At 65.3% G+C, this 15,443-nt stretch carries 13 protein-coding genes and 2 pseudogenes; 9 read left to right on the top strand and 6 right to left on the bottom strand.

The window, feature by feature from the left end; genetic code table 11:
* Positions 1 to 94 precede the first annotated feature (94 nt).
* The 4 genes from BLV92_RS23010 to BLV92_RS22995 all read left to right on the top strand — a co-directional run bounded on the left by BLV92_RS23010 (position 95) and on the right by BLV92_RS22995 (position 4,870).
* The gene (locus BLV92_RS23010; protein ID WP_244283895.1) at positions 95 to 1,555 is read left to right on the top strand and encodes an aromatic ring-hydroxylating oxygenase subunit alpha; all 1,461 of its coding nucleotides are present in this window, start codon (positions 95 to 97) and stop codon (positions 1,553 to 1,555) included.
* 104 nt (positions 1,556 to 1,659) lie between these two features.
* Positions 1,660 to 2,661 (top strand): ABC transporter substrate-binding protein, encoded by a 1,002-nt coding sequence (locus BLV92_RS23005; protein ID WP_090549338.1) that lies wholly within the window; start codon positions 1,660 to 1,662, stop codon positions 2,659 to 2,661.
* 68 nt (positions 2,662 to 2,729) lie between these two features.
* Positions 2,730 to 3,869, top strand: coding sequence for a porin (locus BLV92_RS23000; RefSeq protein WP_090549335.1), 1,140 nt, complete (start codon positions 2,730 to 2,732; stop codon positions 3,867 to 3,869).
* A 410-nt stretch (positions 3,870 to 4,279) separates the two neighbouring features.
* Positions 4,280 to 4,870, top strand: a complete 591-nt coding sequence (locus BLV92_RS22995) for an IMPACT family protein (RefSeq protein WP_090549332.1) — start codon at positions 4,280 to 4,282, stop codon at positions 4,868 to 4,870.
* 45 nt (positions 4,871 to 4,915) lie between these two features.
* On the opposite strand, the gene BLV92_RS22990 is transcribed toward BLV92_RS22995, so the two are convergent.
* The 3 genes from BLV92_RS22990 to BLV92_RS22980 all read right to left on the bottom strand — a co-directional run bounded on the left by BLV92_RS22990 (position 4,916) and on the right by BLV92_RS22980 (position 6,983).
* Positions 4,916 to 5,956, bottom strand: coding sequence for a zinc-dependent alcohol dehydrogenase family protein (locus BLV92_RS22990; protein ID WP_090549330.1), 1,041 nt, complete (start codon positions 5,954 to 5,956; stop codon positions 4,916 to 4,918).
* Between the two features lie 144 nt (positions 5,957 to 6,100).
* Positions 6,101 to 6,370: a hypothetical protein gene (locus BLV92_RS22985; protein ID WP_090549327.1), complete on the bottom strand. Its 270-nt coding sequence runs from the start codon at positions 6,368 to 6,370 to the stop codon at positions 6,101 to 6,103.
* Entirely contained in the window at positions 6,351 to 6,983 is a 633-nt protein-coding gene (locus BLV92_RS22980; protein ID WP_090549324.1) for a hypothetical protein, read from the bottom strand. Before BLV92_RS22980 ends, BLV92_RS22985 begins: the two co-directional genes overlap by 20 nt.
* A gap of 68 nt (positions 6,984 to 7,051) precedes the next feature.
* On the opposite strand from BLV92_RS22980, the gene BLV92_RS31750 reads away from it, so the two are divergent.
* Complete coding sequence (locus BLV92_RS31750; protein WP_143040720.1) at positions 7,052 to 7,498, top strand: hypothetical protein; 447 nt, start codon at positions 7,052 to 7,054, stop codon at positions 7,496 to 7,498.
* A 255-nt stretch (positions 7,499 to 7,753) separates the two neighbouring features.
* Positions 7,754 to 8,158 (top strand): helix-turn-helix domain-containing protein, encoded by a 405-nt coding sequence (locus tag BLV92_RS22975; RefSeq protein ID WP_090549321.1) that lies wholly within the window; start codon positions 7,754 to 7,756, stop codon positions 8,156 to 8,158.
* 75 nt (positions 8,159 to 8,233) lie between these two features.
* Here BLV92_RS22975 and BLV92_RS22970 read toward each other — a convergent pair whose 3' ends face one another.
* Complete coding sequence (locus BLV92_RS22970; protein WP_244283894.1) at positions 8,234 to 9,826, bottom strand: GGDEF domain-containing protein; 1,593 nt, start codon at positions 9,824 to 9,826, stop codon at positions 8,234 to 8,236.
* Between the two features lie 323 nt (positions 9,827 to 10,149).
* Between BLV92_RS22970 and BLV92_RS22965 the strand changes: the two genes are divergently transcribed.
* Positions 10,150 to 11,739, top strand: coding sequence for an inorganic phosphate transporter (locus BLV92_RS22965; protein ID WP_090549318.1), 1,590 nt, complete (start codon positions 10,150 to 10,152; stop codon positions 11,737 to 11,739).
* Between the two features lie 92 nt (positions 11,740 to 11,831).
* Here the strand turns inward: BLV92_RS22965 and ppk2 are convergent, their stop codons facing one another.
* Positions 11,832 to 12,755: a polyphosphate kinase 2 gene (ppk2, locus tag BLV92_RS22960; RefSeq protein ID WP_090549315.1), complete on the bottom strand. Its 924-nt coding sequence runs from the start codon at positions 12,753 to 12,755 to the stop codon at positions 11,832 to 11,834.
* A gap of 144 nt (positions 12,756 to 12,899) precedes the next feature.
* Positions 12,900 to 13,289 (bottom strand): VOC family protein, encoded by a 390-nt coding sequence (locus tag BLV92_RS22955; protein ID WP_090549312.1) that lies wholly within the window; start codon positions 13,287 to 13,289, stop codon positions 12,900 to 12,902.
* A 677-nt stretch (positions 13,290 to 13,966) separates the two neighbouring features.
* Between BLV92_RS22955 and BLV92_RS22950 the strand changes: the two are divergent.
* Positions 13,967 to 14,434, top strand: a pseudogene (locus BLV92_RS22950) (ABC transporter permease); the annotation flags it as partial.
* 1 nt (position 14,435) lies between these two features.
* A pseudogene (locus BLV92_RS22945) lies at positions 14,436 to 15,263 on the top strand (ABC transporter permease); the annotation flags it as partial.
* Positions 15,264 to 15,443 lie beyond the last annotated feature (180 nt).

Raw genomic sequence — 15,443 nt, 5'->3', positions numbered from 1 at the left:
CCGCCGCCTGGGACGTTCTGCAACTCTTTTGATGGTTCCGGGAGTTGTCCCTCGAATATCCGCGACAAAGAATCCGGCTAACGCTTCGCTTGCGATGCGGCGCTTCGTGCCAGGACGCAAGCCGGCAGTTGGTTTGCAGCCGCTGGCGGAGCCACACGCCGACTGTCGGCGGATTCGCAGCGACGTGCACATCCCGATGTCGATATTCACGCGAGATTCAAAAATGTTAAGCCAAGAAAAGAACCGGTTGCTCACCGAGGTTGGACCTGGCACGCAAATGGGCGACTACCTGCGGCGCTACTGGCATCCCGTTGCGGGCGTAAGCGAATTCGACGAGATGTCGGTTCGCCCGATTCGCCTGTTTGGAGAGGACCTGGTGCTGTTCAAGGACCTCTCCGGCAAGTTCGGCCTCGTGCAGCGGCGCTGTCCGCACCGCAACGCGGACCTCGCGTTCGGGTTCGTCGAAAAATGCGGTCTGCGCTGCGCGTACCACGGCTGGGAGTTCGATGCGAAGGGCCAGTGCACCCACCAGCCCTACGAGGAGATTGTCGACGCCGATGCGCGCCTGCGCAAAAAAGTCACCGTCACCGCTTACGAAGTCAGGGCGAAAGCCGGCTTGATCTGGGCTTACATGGGTCCGGCGCCGGCTCCCGAGTTGCCGGATTGGGAGCCCTTCCACTACGAGCACGGATTCGCCCAGGTCGTTCTGGCGGAGGTGCCGTGCAACTGGTTCCAGTGCCAGGAGAATTCGATCGATCCGATTCACTTCGAATGGACCCATAACAACTGGACGCAGCGCTTGCAGGACAGCAACGCGGAATATGTCCCGACGCATCTGAAGACTCAGTATGAAGAATTCGATTTCGGTTTCATCTACAAGCGACTGCGTGCGAAAGAAAGCGAGCAGAACCCGATGTGGACCATCGGCCGCGTGACCTTGTGGCCCAACGGCTTCTACCTCGGCCATCACTTCGAATGGCGCGTGCCGATCGACGATGAAAACACGCTCAGCGTGCTGTGGGTGTTCAACCGGGTGCCGAAGGAGCAGGAGCCCTATGTGCAGGAGCACATCCCGAGCTGGTACGGACCCGTGCGCGACGAGAACGGCGCGTGGATTACGAGTCATGTCGCGAATCAGGATTTCGCGGCGTGGGTAGGCCAGGGCGCGATCACCGATCGCACGAAGGAAACGCTCGGCGCAAGCGACCGGGGAGTCGTGATGCTGCGCCGGCGCTTCTTTGAAGAACTGGAAGCGGTAGCCGCCGGCAAACAGCCCAAAGGGCTGATCACCGACCGGGAAGCGAATCACAACGTTTATTTGCCGTCGGCGTGCCGCGATGAACTGATGAACGGCTTGACGCGTGCCGAACTCGCCGCGCACCCCTTGCTGGGACCTTATCTGCGGGACTTTATCGGTCAGGCTGGGCAGCCCGACCACGTTCGCGAAGCATACGAAGCGGCTATCGGGCAAAGGCTTGAGGGCGCGACTTTCTTCACGGTGCATGGCGCGCGTGCCGCGGAAGAAGGAGAAGCAGCCGCCAACGATCCCGCCTGACGCAGGCCCGCCGTGCCCGCTTCCCGGCGGGCCGGCTGGTTCGTGGAGTGTGAACGTGAGCGTTTCATCAAGAAAGTTTTAAATCGCATGATAAGGATGGCGAAATGAAAACCGGAATAGTAAAAGTACTGACCCGCGCGTCGCGGACGCTGGCGACGCTCACCGCGCTGGCCGCCGCCAGCCTGAATGTGCATGCGCAGACTCCGTTGAAGGACGTCACCTTCCTGCTCGCGGCCCCGCCTGGCGAACTGGCTTTCGCCCCATTCATGCTGGCCGACAGCAAGGGCTATTACGCGAAAGAAGGTCTGCGCGTACGCTGGGTTGCCGTGCATGGCGGGGCGGATGTCGGCAAGCAGCTGGCGGCAGGCAATGGCGACCTGGGCGACGCGCTCGGCGATACGCCGATCATCCTGCGGGCGAATGGCATCGACGTGAAAGCCGTTGCATTGCTGGGCGGTCACCCGCTGCATCAGTTGATCACCCGGGACGACCGTCATATTGCGAGGGCGGCTGACCTCAAGGGAAAGACGCTTTCGGTGATGTCGTATGAAGACACCTCCTATTTCGTCACGCTTGGCATTCTGGGCAGCGCCCAGTTGACCCGCACCGATCTCCAGGTTCACGCCGGCGGTCCGAGCGGCGTGTGGCAGGACGTGGCGACCGGTAAATCCGATGCGTTGGTAGGCACGCCGGAATGGGGCGCCGATGTCGAGGCAACCGGCGTCAAGGTGACCTACCGTCCGACGGACCAGTTCACGCCCGGCATGGGGCAGGCCATCATCGCCTCCGACAGGGAGATCGCGTCCGATCCGGAAACCGTGCGCAAGTTCGTGCGCGCCACGCTTCACGCGATGAACGACATTCAACAGGACCCGCAGGCAAGCGCGAAGGAATATGTGGCGGCCGTGCCGTCCTACAGCGGCAAGCTCGACTTCGTGACCAAAGTGCTCAGCTATTACGCAAAGAGCGTCTTTCCGGGACCGCTCAGACCGGGCGAATTCGATCGGGCCATCGTGGAGAAGGTGCAATCCGCTTATCTCGACGAGAAGGTAGTGCGTGCCGCCCAGCCCGTCGACAGCCTGTTCACCAACAGGTTTATCCAGTAGCCGTATCGGTCATTGATTTTTGCCCACGATGTCTTGATTCACCAATACAAAACCAGACGACAGAAAATATGAAATATTTCAGGTGCGGAGTAGGTGTGGTGCTCGCATGCATGAGCGCCGGTGCGTATGCGCAAAGTTCGGTCGAAATCTATGGGCTTATCGATGCGGGAATAACGTATGTAAGCAATCAGGGCGGCAGTCGGCTTTATCAGTTCGCGGACGGCATCAATTTCGGCAACCGGTTCGGTCTGGAGGGGTCCGAAGACCTGGGCGGCGGATACAAGGCGGTATTCCGTCTTGAGAACGGCTTCTCACTCGGCACAGGCGGATTGAACCAGGGAGGAAGCATGTTCGGGCGGCAGGCGTACGTTGGTTTATCCAATCAGTACGGGACGTTGACCCTCGGCAACCAGTACGACTTCGTGTTCGACTACCTCACCGAGTTCAGCGCAACGGGCTATGCGCTCGCTTACGGCGGCCACATGGGCGACGTCGACCGTCAGGGCGGCGATCGCCTGAACAATTCGGTGAAGTTCTCCAGCAACGATTTCCACGGACTGCGCTTCGGCGCGATGTATTCGTTTGGCAACGTGGCGGGCAGCCTTCGTGAAAACAGCGCGTGGAGCGCCGGTGCGAAATACGATCAAGGCAATCTCAGTCTGGCGGCGGTCTATACGCAGTTGAACAATCCGCACGGTATCGCCGCCCTTGACCCGTATAACCAGCTCGGCGTATTCACTTTCCTGAATCAGACCGTCGCGACCCGAAACCCGGCAACGGGGCAAGTCACGGACTTGTATCCGTACGGCACGGCATTTCCGGTGGACCGTCAATCGATGGGTGAAGTCGGCGCCTCGTACAAGCTCGGCAACCTGACCTTGACGGGCAATGTCACGGCGACCACCTTCAAGGGTTATGGAACGCAGCAAACGCTGTGGGTGTACGAAGCCGGCGCGCTTTACTCGGTGACGCCGCAACTGCTTGGCATCGCAGGTTACGAGTATCAGAAGATGGGCGACGTTCACTGGAATCAGCCCACCATCGGCGCTTACTACTATCTAAGCAAGCGTACGAGCTTCTATGCGGCGGTGTCCTATCAGGTCGCATCGGGGCCGCTCAACGCCACGCAGGGACAAGGCTTCTATTTCGGACCGTCGTCGAATCACGAGCAGACTTCGGCGCGCATCGCGATCATTCACAAGTTCTAATGCGGAGCGCGAGCAGAAAATAATTATGTCCTCGCTGCCGCGACCCCGAATGTCTGTTCCACTCCGCAACAAGCCAATGGCGCTGCGGCATGGAGAGCACGCACGGGGTTGACGGCTTGCTTCGTTGAAGTTATGGCCGGGCATTCGCGGCAAACGGGTCGCGAATGCCCGGCTCACTCGCATGTAGCGGCATGTAGCGGACACGTCGGCTACGATGTGCGAACGGCGGTTTGCGGCCGATCGGGCGTTACCAGCTTTCCTCGAACAGGGTTAACATCCGAATCTGTAGTTGCAGGGGATCGCCATGCCCATGCAGCAGGTTCCAGGCAGACGTACAGGTTCATATCTGATCGGGCGCAGCGCAGGCCGTCGTGAAGCTCGTTTTTATTATAAAAATCAACCCATTTAACGTGACTCACACCCTTTCCACCACCGTCACCGCCGAACTGGAGATTCGCAAGAGCCGCTTCATCGCGCAGGCGATTCCGGTTGCGGATCGCGACGCCGCGATGGCCGAGCTTCGCCGGCTGCGCGACGAGCATCCGGCCGCGACGCACGTCTGCTGGGCGTTGCTCGCGGGCGGCCAGTCCGGCATGTCCGACGACGGCGAGCCGTCCGGCACCGCGGGCCGGCCGATTCTCGAAGTGCTGCGCCATCACGATCTGGACGGCGTGCTCGCGGCCGTGGTCCGCTATTACGGCGGCGTGAAGCTCGGCGCGGGCGGGCTCGTGCGCGCGTACACCGACGCGATCGCGACCGCGTTGCAGGACGCGCCGCGCGTCGAGCGGATCGCGCAGAAGGAACTGGTGATCGAGATCGGTTATCCGGAAGAGGCGCGCGTGCGCCACTGGATCGAGCAGGAAGGCCATACGCTGGCTGGCAGCGAGTACGGGATGACGGTGCGCCTGACGATCCGTCTGCCCGCCAACGTGATCGACGCGGCGCGCGATGCGCTGCGCGACGTCACGCAGGGGCGCGGCGGTTTTCCCGACCATGACTGACACGCGGCCGGAGCCCGACGACTCCGGCCGCGCGCGACATCAAGGCTACGTCGCGGAGATGATGACCTTCAGCGCCTGCGAACGCGCCGCATCGCCGAACGTCGCATAAGCATCGGCGATCTTGTCGAGCGTGAAGCGGTGCGTGACCAGCTTGCCCGGTTCGAGACGCTTCGTCTCGACGGTCGACAGCAGCATCGGCGTCGTGTAGGTGTCGACAAGCCCGGTCGTCAGCGTGATGTTGTGCGACCACAGCTTTTCGAGGTGCAAGTCCACCTTCGTGCCGTGCACGCCGACGTTCGCGATCGTGCCGCCCGCGCCGACGATCGCCTCGCAGATCGCGAACGTGGCCGGAATGCCGACCGCCTCGATCGACACGTCCACGCCGCGATTGCCGGTCAGCGCCATCACGCGCTCGACCGCGTCGCCGCCCTTGCTGTTCACCACGTCGGTCGCGCCGAACGTCTTCGCGACCTCCAGCCGGTTGTCGTCGAGATCGACGACGATGATCCGCCCCGGCGCATAGAACTGCGCGGTCATCAACGCGGCGAGGCCGACCGGCCCCGCGCCGACGATCGCGACCGTCTGCCCCGGCTTCACCTTGCCGTTCAGCACGCCGCATTCGAAGCCGGTCGGCAGGATGTCGCTCAGCATCACGAGCGCCTCTTCGTCCGCGTCCTTCGGCAGATGGTAGAGGCTCGTGTCCGCATGAGGAATCCTGACCTTCTCCGCCTGCGTGCCGTCGATCAGATGGCCGAGAATCCAGCCGCCGGTCGTGCAATGCGAATACATCTGCCGGCGGCAGTATTCGCACTTGCCGCACGAGCTGATGCACGAGATCAGCACCGGGTCGCCGACCTTGAAGTTCGACACGCCGTCGCCGACCGCCTCGACAATGCCGACGCCTTCATGGCCGAGCGTCGTGCCGGGTTTCACTTCGGGAACGTCGCCCTTGAGGATGTGCAGGTCGGTGCCGCAGATCGTCGTCTTCGTGACGCGCACGATCGCATCGGACGGTTTTTCGATCTTCGGTTCCGGTTTGTCTTCGAGTGCCTTTTGACCGGGACCCCGGAATACCAGCGCTTTCATGTCTGCCTCCATTGTCGTGGTGTGACGGGATGGAACGGGTCCGCCATGGCGGCGGGAAAACGACGCGCGAATACGCGTGGCGTATGCAATGCGAATGGTGGCGTGGCTCGCCGCGGTTGTGCGATGGATGAAGGGCGGCGGCCCTCAGGCTGCGACCGAGCATAGCATGCGGGTCATGAGCCCCATCTGCGAAAACGCCGGGACGATGGCGGGCAAAACGTCGCAGAAATGCGGGCCTGAAAGCTGCGGGAAAAGCGCGAAAAAAAAGCCGCCGACAAAGTCGGCGGCCACAGGGACGTGAAGAACAATGATGAGCCAGCGATGATGCCCGTCCAACGTGACCGTAGCGTTAAACTCCGGCACATCGCAGCGGACGCCGCGCGCGCCGCCGTGTTCAGTGAACCGGCTGCCCATCGCGCGTGACCTTCACCGCGCTCTGCGTCACGTAACTCGCCCGCACGTTGTCGCCGACCCGCAGGTCTTCGAGCGACACGTTCGGCGGCACGTCGAGCGTCACCGTCTCGGTCGGACCGCGCAGCGTGATCTCGCGTCGCGCGCGATCGATGTTGCGGATGGTCGCGACCACTTCGATGTTGTGCGACGTCGTCGTCACGCCGCCGGTCGCGGGCGTGGTGGACGTCGTCTCGACGCGCGAGCGCACGCCCGAGCCGCTGCGCTCCGCGCGCAGCAGCAACGCATGGCGGTACACGATGTTCACGTGGTCGCCCGGCGCGAGCTTGCTGACGTCGGCAACCTCCGGATCCACATGGACGGTCACGCGGTTGCCGCGCCGGGTGCCGCGCTCGCCGGTCAGCGTGACGCTGTTCGTGGCGGGGTCGATGCTGACGATGCGCGCGTTGGTCTCGGTCACGCTCATGCCGAGCACGGCGGACGGCGCATCGGCATCGGCGGGCGTGGCCGCATGAAGCGGCGCGAACGGCGCAGCGGATACGGCAGCCGCGACGCAACCGGCCGTTGCGAGCCGCAGCGAAAGCCGCAGCGAAATGGAACGGTGACGCTCACGCATGGGGTGGCTCCTTCTATGGCGTTTTCCAACGACAACGGGAAGCAGCGACGTCCGATGCGCGAAGCGATGTGAATGTGCCGGAACCGTCGCCGCAAAAGCCTGCAATGCGCAAAAGCCCGATCATTGTCCACGCAATCGGAGAAGGACGTCGCGCGAATGGCCGCGCAGGCGACGGCGAGCCGCACGCTAGCAAACGTGCGCACGGAAATAACGGACGTCATTTAAACCGCATTAAATCGCACGATGTGGTACACCCTGAATCGCGCGCATTCCGTTCATCCGCCCAATGCAGAAACCGGATCGCGCAACGGCAAAACGTGTTAAATGGCGATTACATCCGGGCCGATTTAAACGATGCGGAAAAGCGTGTGAATAACGCCGCGCCGCGCGCCGGTCAGGATAGCAAACATCATATGAAAACAAGGCCGCATGCGGCTTGTGGCGGACATGAGGAGAATCCCGGAATGGCAGCGCGCATTGTTCACCGATTCACCGACATTGATTTTCCCCGATAGTCCACGATAATCGACAAGTCAAGCAGACTTTTTTTCGTGCGCGTGTACACATTCCATACAAAACCATTTATTAATATTCGTGCGGACGCAATGCGTCCGCACGCGCTCACAGCGGACGTTCAATCGTCCTCAGTAGTCCGGACGCGGACACCGGCAACCTCGCAGCAGAGGTGATCCGCACGCAGGGCAGTGGCTGACAGGGGCGGCGTATTCTCGATGCCGCATGATCGGAACCTTTCGTCGACGAGTGATCCCATGCTTACCCAAACCGAGAATTTGCCGAGCGTCGCGAGAAGAATGGCCGCCGGCCAGATGCTCATTGACGGCGCCACGGTCAACGCAGTAGCCGATTCGCTGCATCTTTCGGCGCAGACCGTGCGGCGCTACAAGACGATAGTCGAGGACGGCGGCCTGGCCGCGCTCAAGCAGATGAGCGTCGGCGGACGGCCGTCGGTTCTGAACCATGCGGCGCTCGAATGGATCTCGGGCGCGCTGCACGGCTCCGCGCGCGAGCACGGCTTTCCGAGCGACGCGTGGACGAACAGCCGCGTGCGCGAACTGATCGGCCGCCAGTTCGGCGTGCACTACTCGCGCGTGTACACGTGGCAGATCGTTTCGAATCTGGGCCTCGGGCATCGTCTGTCGAAGTCGGCGCGCTGACCCGCGCGCCATCGCCGCCGCCCGGTCCGTCCACGGGTCCGTCCACGGCAGGCAGCCGCCGCCCGGGCAGGCCGCTCAGGTGGCCGCGCCATGCCCCGCGGCGAGCGGCGGCTCGACGCTGTCGCCGCTGACCACCTGCGTCCTCACCTGGTTGCGGCCCGCCGCTTTCGCTTCGTAGAGCTGGCGGTCCGCCGCCGCGAGCAGCCGCGCGCCGCTGCCGCCGTCGGGCGGCAGGCTCGTCGCGCAGCCGATGCTCACCGTCACGCGGCCCTGCGGCGAGTCGCTATGCGCGACGTTCGCCGCCTCCACCCGCCTGCGGACCTTCTCCGCGATCCGCGCCGCGCTGCCGGCCGGCGTGCCGGGCAGGATCACCGCGAACTCCTCGCCGCCATAACGCGCGACGGTGTCGACCGAGCGCCGCAGCGCCGACGCGATGCGCTCCGCGACGACGGTCAGCACCTCGTCGCCGGCCGCGTGGCCGTACGTGTCGTTGAAACGCTTGAAGTGGTCGATGTCGATGAACAGCACCGACAGCGGCATTTCGTCGTGCACCGCGTGCTGCCACTCCGACGCGAGCCGCCGGTCGAGCGCGCGCCGGTTCGCGAGACCGGTCAGCGGATCGGTGACCGCGAGCCGCATCAGTTCCGCCTCGGCCAGCACCTTGTCGCGCAGCGCGAACGCGAACAGCCACGACAGCACCACGTACGCGCCGCCGAGCACGACGGTCAGCCCGATCGCGAGCCGGCTGCGACGCCGCCAGTTCGCGAGCAGGTCGTCCACCGCGGGCGCGATGCCGACGATCAGCGGCGCATTCGCGACGTGCGTGTACGTGTAGATCCGCTCGACTCCGTCGGCCTTCGTGCTGGTCGTGAACGTGCCGGACGCGCGCCGGCTCATCAGCGCGAAACCCGGCGAATCCACGTAGTTCGCGCCGATCCCGCGCGACAGCGTCGGCTTGCTCGCGAGCAGCGTGCCGTCGTCGAGAAAGACGAACACGCGGCCCTGCCGCCCGACGTCGATCCGGTCGAGCAGATGCTGGAAGTATTCGATGCGCACCGCGAGCAGCGCGACGCCGTCGAAGCGTCCGTCCGCGCCGTTGATCCGCCGCGACAGCCCGACGGTCAGCACGCCGTTGCGCAGCATCGACCGGTACGGCTTCGAGATGTACAACTGCGCGTCCGGATTGCGCTGCTGCGCGACGAAGTAGTCGCGGGCCGAGAGCGACAGCGCCGGATTCGGGGTGCCGGTCTGCGAGGCCTTCACGTGTCCGGACGCGTCGAGCACATACGCGCCGCCGAGAAACGACGCGACCGTCGCGCGATCGAACAGCACGCGCTGCCGCAGCGCATCGGGCAGCCGCCACGTCTGCGGCTGCTGCGCGCCGGTCACGACCGCCTGCAATGACAGGTCGTAAAGCTCGACGTTGCGCGCGAGGTCGCCGCTGATCGTCGTGACGACGTTGCGCGAGTTCTCCACCGCGTGATCCAGTTCCTCGACCCGCCCCGCATAAAGCGTCTGGAACGTGAGCGCCGCCATCACCGTCGCGGTGAGCGTGCCGGTGATCCCCGCGAGGAACGGATGCCGGCCGACCATCCGCGCGATCTCCAGCACCTTCGCGGTCACCCATCTGCGCGCCCGGTGGCGCGGCGGCAGCACCCGTTTGTTCACTGCGCAGCTCCCGAGGTTCGCGCGGTCGTCCGGCCGTGCGTCGTAGGCGCCGGGCGGCTCGCGACGGTTCTTTCTACGTGTCGTGATGCGGCCTGTTCGGCGCGGGCGATGCATCGCGCATCGCCACGACAGGGCGGGCGGCGCGTCCGACCGTGCCGCCGCGCGCGCCGCACCGGCTCTCAATTATCGGCGAGCATGCGCAGATCGCAAGCCGCGTCGCGCCATTCGGGGCCTTATATGAAACAAATGTGTCATCAATTCGACACGCCCGCCAGTCAGGATCGAAAGCCGCGGTTTCCTGAACTGAACGGAGCGAGCAGACCATGCCGGATCTTTCCTATTCGTCGCAGCCGGGCGCCGCCCCGGCCCGCGGCCGCAACCTGAGCCTCATTGCGTTCCTCGTCGTCATCGCGGCGGGCATCGCCTACGTCGGCACGCATCTCGCGTCGGACCTGTCGCCGGTGCGCGAGACTTCGGCGATGCCGTGGCTGCTGCTCGGCATCGCGCTGCTGATCGCGCTCGGCTTCGAGTTCGTGAACGGCTTTCACGATACGGCCAATGCGGTCGCGACCGTCATCTACACCCATTCGCTGACGCCGAACCTCGCGGTGGTCTGGTCCGGCGCGTGGAACTTCCTCGGCGTGCTGACCTCGACCGGCGCGGTCGCGTTCGGCATCCTCCAGTTGCTGCCGGTCGAGCTGATCCTCCAGGTCGGCAACAGCGCCGGTTTCGCGATGGTGTTCGCGCTGCTGATCGCCGCGATCATCTGGAACCTCGGCACCTGGTACTTCGGGCTGCCGTCGTCGAGTTCGCATACGCTGATCGGCTCGATCATCGGCGTCGGCCTGATGAACCAGATGCTGCACGGCGCGTCCGGCACGAGCGGCGTCGACTGGAGCCAGGCGCTCGGCGTCGGCAAATCGCTGCTGTTCTCGCCGGTCGTCGGCTTCATCGCAGCGGGCCTGCTGCTGCTCGTGCTGAAGGCGCTGGTGCGCATCCCGGCGCTGTATGCGGAGCCGAAGGGCAAGGAGCCGCCGCCGTTCTGGATCCGCGCGCTGCTGATCCTGACCTGCACCGGCGTGTCGTTCGCGCACGGCTCGAACGACGGCCAGAAGGGGATGGGCCTCATCATGCTGATCCTGATCGGCACGGTGCCGACCGCCTATGCGCTGAACCGCGCGGTGACGCCCGCCGAAACGCAGACGTTCGTCGCGGTCGCGCAGCAAGCGGCGCAGACGCTCGGCGGCTACACGAACGGCGTCGCGGCCCCCGCGAACCCGCGCGCCGAAGTCGAGCGGTTCGTCAGCTCGCGGCAACTGACGCCGCAGACGGTGCCGGCGCTGCAGGCGCTGACGACCCAGGTCGGCAACGCGGTCGCGGGTTACGGCTCGATCGCGGACGTGCCGCAGGCGAGCGTCGACAACGTGCGCAACGACATGTACGTCACGTCCGAGGCGATCCGGCTGATGCAGAAGTCGAACCAGCCGGCCTTTTCGCCGGACGCCGAAAAGGCGATCTCGAACTTCCGCACGCAGATCGATCATGCGACCAAGTTCATTCCGACCTGGGTGAAAGTGGCGGTCGCGATCGCGCTGGGGCTCGGCACGATGGTCGGCTGGAAGCGCATCGTCGTGACGGTCGGCGAGAAGATCGGCAAGCAGCATCTGAGCTACGGCCAGGGCGGCTGCGCGGAACTGGTCGCGATGGCGACGATCGGCGCGGCCGACGTGTACGGGCTGCCGGTTTCGACCACGCACGTGCTGTCGTCCGGCGTCGCCGGCACGATGGCCGCGAACGGCTCCGGCCTGCAATGGAGCACGGTGCGCAGCCTCGTGCTCGCATGGGTGCTCACGCTGCCCGCGTCGATCCTGCTGGCCGCCGGGCTGTACTGGCTGTTCCGCCATCTGTTCTGAGGCACGGCGGCGCCGGCTCCGTAGCCCGCGCCGCGTCAAATGAAAACGCCGCGCGGCCCTGTCACGGGCCGCGCGGCGTTTTGCTTATCGCGTCAATACTTCTCGGGAATGATCATGTTCTCCGGCACCGGATGGCGGATGTAGTCCGGATGATGGACGCGCGCCGGCAGCGTGATCGTCGGATGCTCGACCTCGTGGTACGGCACCTGCGACAGCAGATGGCTGATGCAGTTCAGGCGCGCGCGTTTCTTGTCGACGCCCTGCACGACCCACCACGGCGCCTCGGGAATGTGCGAACGCTGCAGCATCACTTCCTTCGCCTGCGTGTACGCCTCCCAGCGGCGGCGGCTTTCGAGGTCCATCGGCGACAGCTTCCACTGCTTCAGCGGGTCCTCGATGCGGCTCTGGAAGCGGATTTCCTGTTCTTCGTCGGTGATCGAAAACCAGTACTTGACGATCTGCACGCCGCTGCGCGCGAGCATCTTCTCGAACTCGGGCACCGAGCGGAAGAACTCCTCGTACTCGTCGTCGGTGCAGAAGTTCATCACGCGCTCGACGCCCGCGCGGTTGTACCAGCTACGGTCGAACAGCACCATCTCGCCGCCGGCCGGCAGATGCGCGACGTAACGCTGGAAGTACCACTGCGTGCGCTCGCGGTTGCTCGGCGCGGGCAGCGCGGCGACGCGGCACATGCGCGGATTGAGCCGCTGCGTGATCCGCTTGATGACGCCGCCCTTGCCCGCCGCGTCGCGCCCCTCGAAGATCACGACCAGCCGGTGGCCGGTGCTGGCGATCCAGTCCTGCATCTTGACCAGTTCGCCCTGCAGCCGGATCAGCTCGCGGAAGTACATGCGGCGTTCAACGCGCTCGTCGTCGGTCAGCTCGAAACCACCGCCTTCCTGGAGGCGGTCGTCGACTTCCATTTCGAGTTCCTCGTCGTACGCGTCGAGCATTTCTTCGTCGAGGCGGCGACGGCGATGCAGTTCGGTCGCGTTTTCCCGGTCGGACTCGTTCATTGCAGTTCTCCTGTTCCTGTATCGGTGTCGATGCCGGCGTAGGCATCCGTGCCGTCCGCGCCCGCCCGCGTATGCGCACGGCCGCGGCCACGCGTCACTATCGGCGCAGCCGGTGTCATCCTTATTTCAAAACCGCCGCGCGGATCAGCCGCGAGGCTTCGCGAAGCTCAGTTCGTGGCCGTCGGGGTCGAGCACGTGGAAGTAGCGTTCGCCCCACGGCGCGTCGGACGGCGCGAACGCCGGAGCAATGCCGGCGGCCCGCAGCCGTTCATAAAACGCATCGACGTCCGACACGTACACGATCACGCGGCCCCAGCCGCCGAACGGCCCATGCGGCGCTTCGAGCAGGTTCAGATACGCGGGCGGCGTGCGTTGGTCGCCGCCGAGCGCGAACGACGCGAAACCCGGCACGGAATCGCCCGGCTTGCGCTCGAAACCCAGCGTCTCGTAGAAGCGCACCGAGCGCCCGATCTCGCTGACGGTCAGCGTCACCGCGCTCAGCGACTCGATCTGCGCGCTGCGTCGTTCCCTCATCACCGCCTCCTTGCGGCTCGCGCTTCGTCTGCCTGCCCGGGTTCCCGCACGCCAGCAACGCATGCGTCCGGACAGCCGCCGGTCGTGTCGCCGGCCCTGTTCCGCGACTTTAGCAGCGTTTCGCGCAGCGGCGTACCAGTGCCGCGACGGCTCGGCAAAAGCGCCGCTCGAACGGCCGGCAACGCCGCCTGACTGCGTTAGCGCTCCACGTGCGCATTGCGGCCACGTCTTGATGCGCTGCGTTAGGATCGTACCGGCCTTCGCATCCGTGCCGGCATCGCGTCAGTTCCGCCGCAACGACTTTTTCGATGCACCCGACATGACCATCCCGATCCGACCCAGCAGCGAGCGTCAGCGTCAACCGGAAACGACCATCCGCCGTAGGGGCGACGGCGCGTGGCCGGAACGGCGGCCTGCGGCTGGCCGTGGCGTTCGCGCCGTTGCGAGGCCGCCGTCTTGCGCGCGGCGCGGCGCTTCGTTCGTTGGCCTCCACGGTTTGAGCGGACGTCGTTGCGGCCTGCGCGACCGATGCCGCGCGGACGCGCGCTGATGGACGCCCGCCCTGGCCGCGTCCGCCAGTCGCGCGCCAACCGCCGCGCGGCGCATTGTCTGCCCGGCGCGTGGCCCGCATCCGCCGAACGCATGACGGCGCATCGCTGCGACCGGGCCGCCGCCGCCGAAGCGAACTCCTGCTCGGCAAGCAGGCGCCGTATGTCGCGCTCGCGATGCTGAACTTCCTGCTGATGACGCTGCTCGCGGTCACCGCGTTCGGCGTGCCGATCATCGGCAGCTTCTGGACGCTCGCGGCGGCGGCGGTGCTGTACAGCCTGTGCTCGACCGCGATCGGCCTGCTCGCGTCCACCTTCACGAAAAGCCAGATCGCCGCGCTGTTCTTCACGATGATCGGCGCGATGGTGCCGGCCGTGCAGTTCGCGGGCCTCCTGAACCCGGTGTCGTCGCTCGAAGGCGGCGGGCGGCTGATCGGGCAGATCTATCCGGCCGCCTGCATGCTGACGATCAGCCGCGGCGTGTTCAGCAAGGGGCTCGGTTGCGCGGACCTGCATGGCGCGTTCGGGCCGCTCGCGCTCGCGTACCCGGTGATCCTCGGCGCGACGGCCGCGCTGCTGAAGAAGCAGGAGCGCTGACAACATCCCGCCGAACCTGCAACGCGACGTGCTCGCCGGGCGGCCGGCCGGGATCCAGTTGAACATCGACGCGACGCGGATGAGCCAGGCGTTCACCGGCAGCGGCTACATCCAGCAGATGATCGACGACGAAGCGCGCGAGTTCGTGAACCGCTACCGCGCGTCGGACGAGTTGCCGGTCGATCTCGCGGTGCGGATGCGCTTCAACCCGAATCTCACCCAGGCGTGGTTCGGCTCGGTGATGGAGGTCATCAACAACGTGACGCTGCTGTCGATCATCCTGACCGGCGCCGCGCTGATCCGCGAGCGCGAGCACGGCACGATCGAGCATCTGCTGGTGATGCCGGTCACGCCGATCGGGATCATGCTCGCGAAGGTGTGGTCGGTGGGGCTCGTCGTGCTGGTCGCGTCTGGCCTGTCGCTGACGTTCGTCGTGCGCGGGCTGCTGCAGGCGCCGGTCGAGGGATCGGTCGCGCTCTTTCTCGCCGGCGCCGCGCTGTACCTGTTCGCGACGACGTCGATGGGCATCTTCCTCGCGACGCTCGCGCGCAGCATGCCGCAGTTCGGGATGCTGCTCGTGCTCGTGATGCTGCCGCTGCAGATGCTGTCCGGCGGCGCCACGCCGCGCGAAAGCATGCCGAAGATCGTGCAGACCATCATGCTCGCCGCGCCGACCACGCATTTCGTGCAGTCGGGCGAGGCGATCCTGTATCGCGGCGCGGGCATCGACGTGGTGTGGCAACCGTTCCTGTGGATCGCGGCAATCGGCTGCGCGCTGTTCGCGCTGTCGCTCGCGCGTTTTCGCAAGACCTTGAGCCAGATGGCGTAACCCGCGAAACCGCGCCTCTTCCGGCTTTCCCCCTGTATTGCGCACACCGAATGCGGCTATGATCGGGGGGCTGCGCAACAGCCGCGTCCGTTGCGCAGCCCGCCATGCCGCTTGATGCACCGCTTGATGCACGGGCTGATGCGTCGTCCGATGCGTTGCCCGGCAGGTCGCCGCACCCCG

Origin of the sequence: Paraburkholderia caballeronis (genome assembly GCF_900104845.1) — a bacterium.
In the GTDB taxonomy this organism is placed as follows: domain Bacteria; phylum Pseudomonadota; class Gammaproteobacteria; order Burkholderiales; family Burkholderiaceae; genus Paraburkholderia; species Paraburkholderia caballeronis.
The sequence above is the reverse complement of the archived record's forward strand: the minus strand, read 5'-3'. Positions and strand labels throughout refer to the sequence as shown.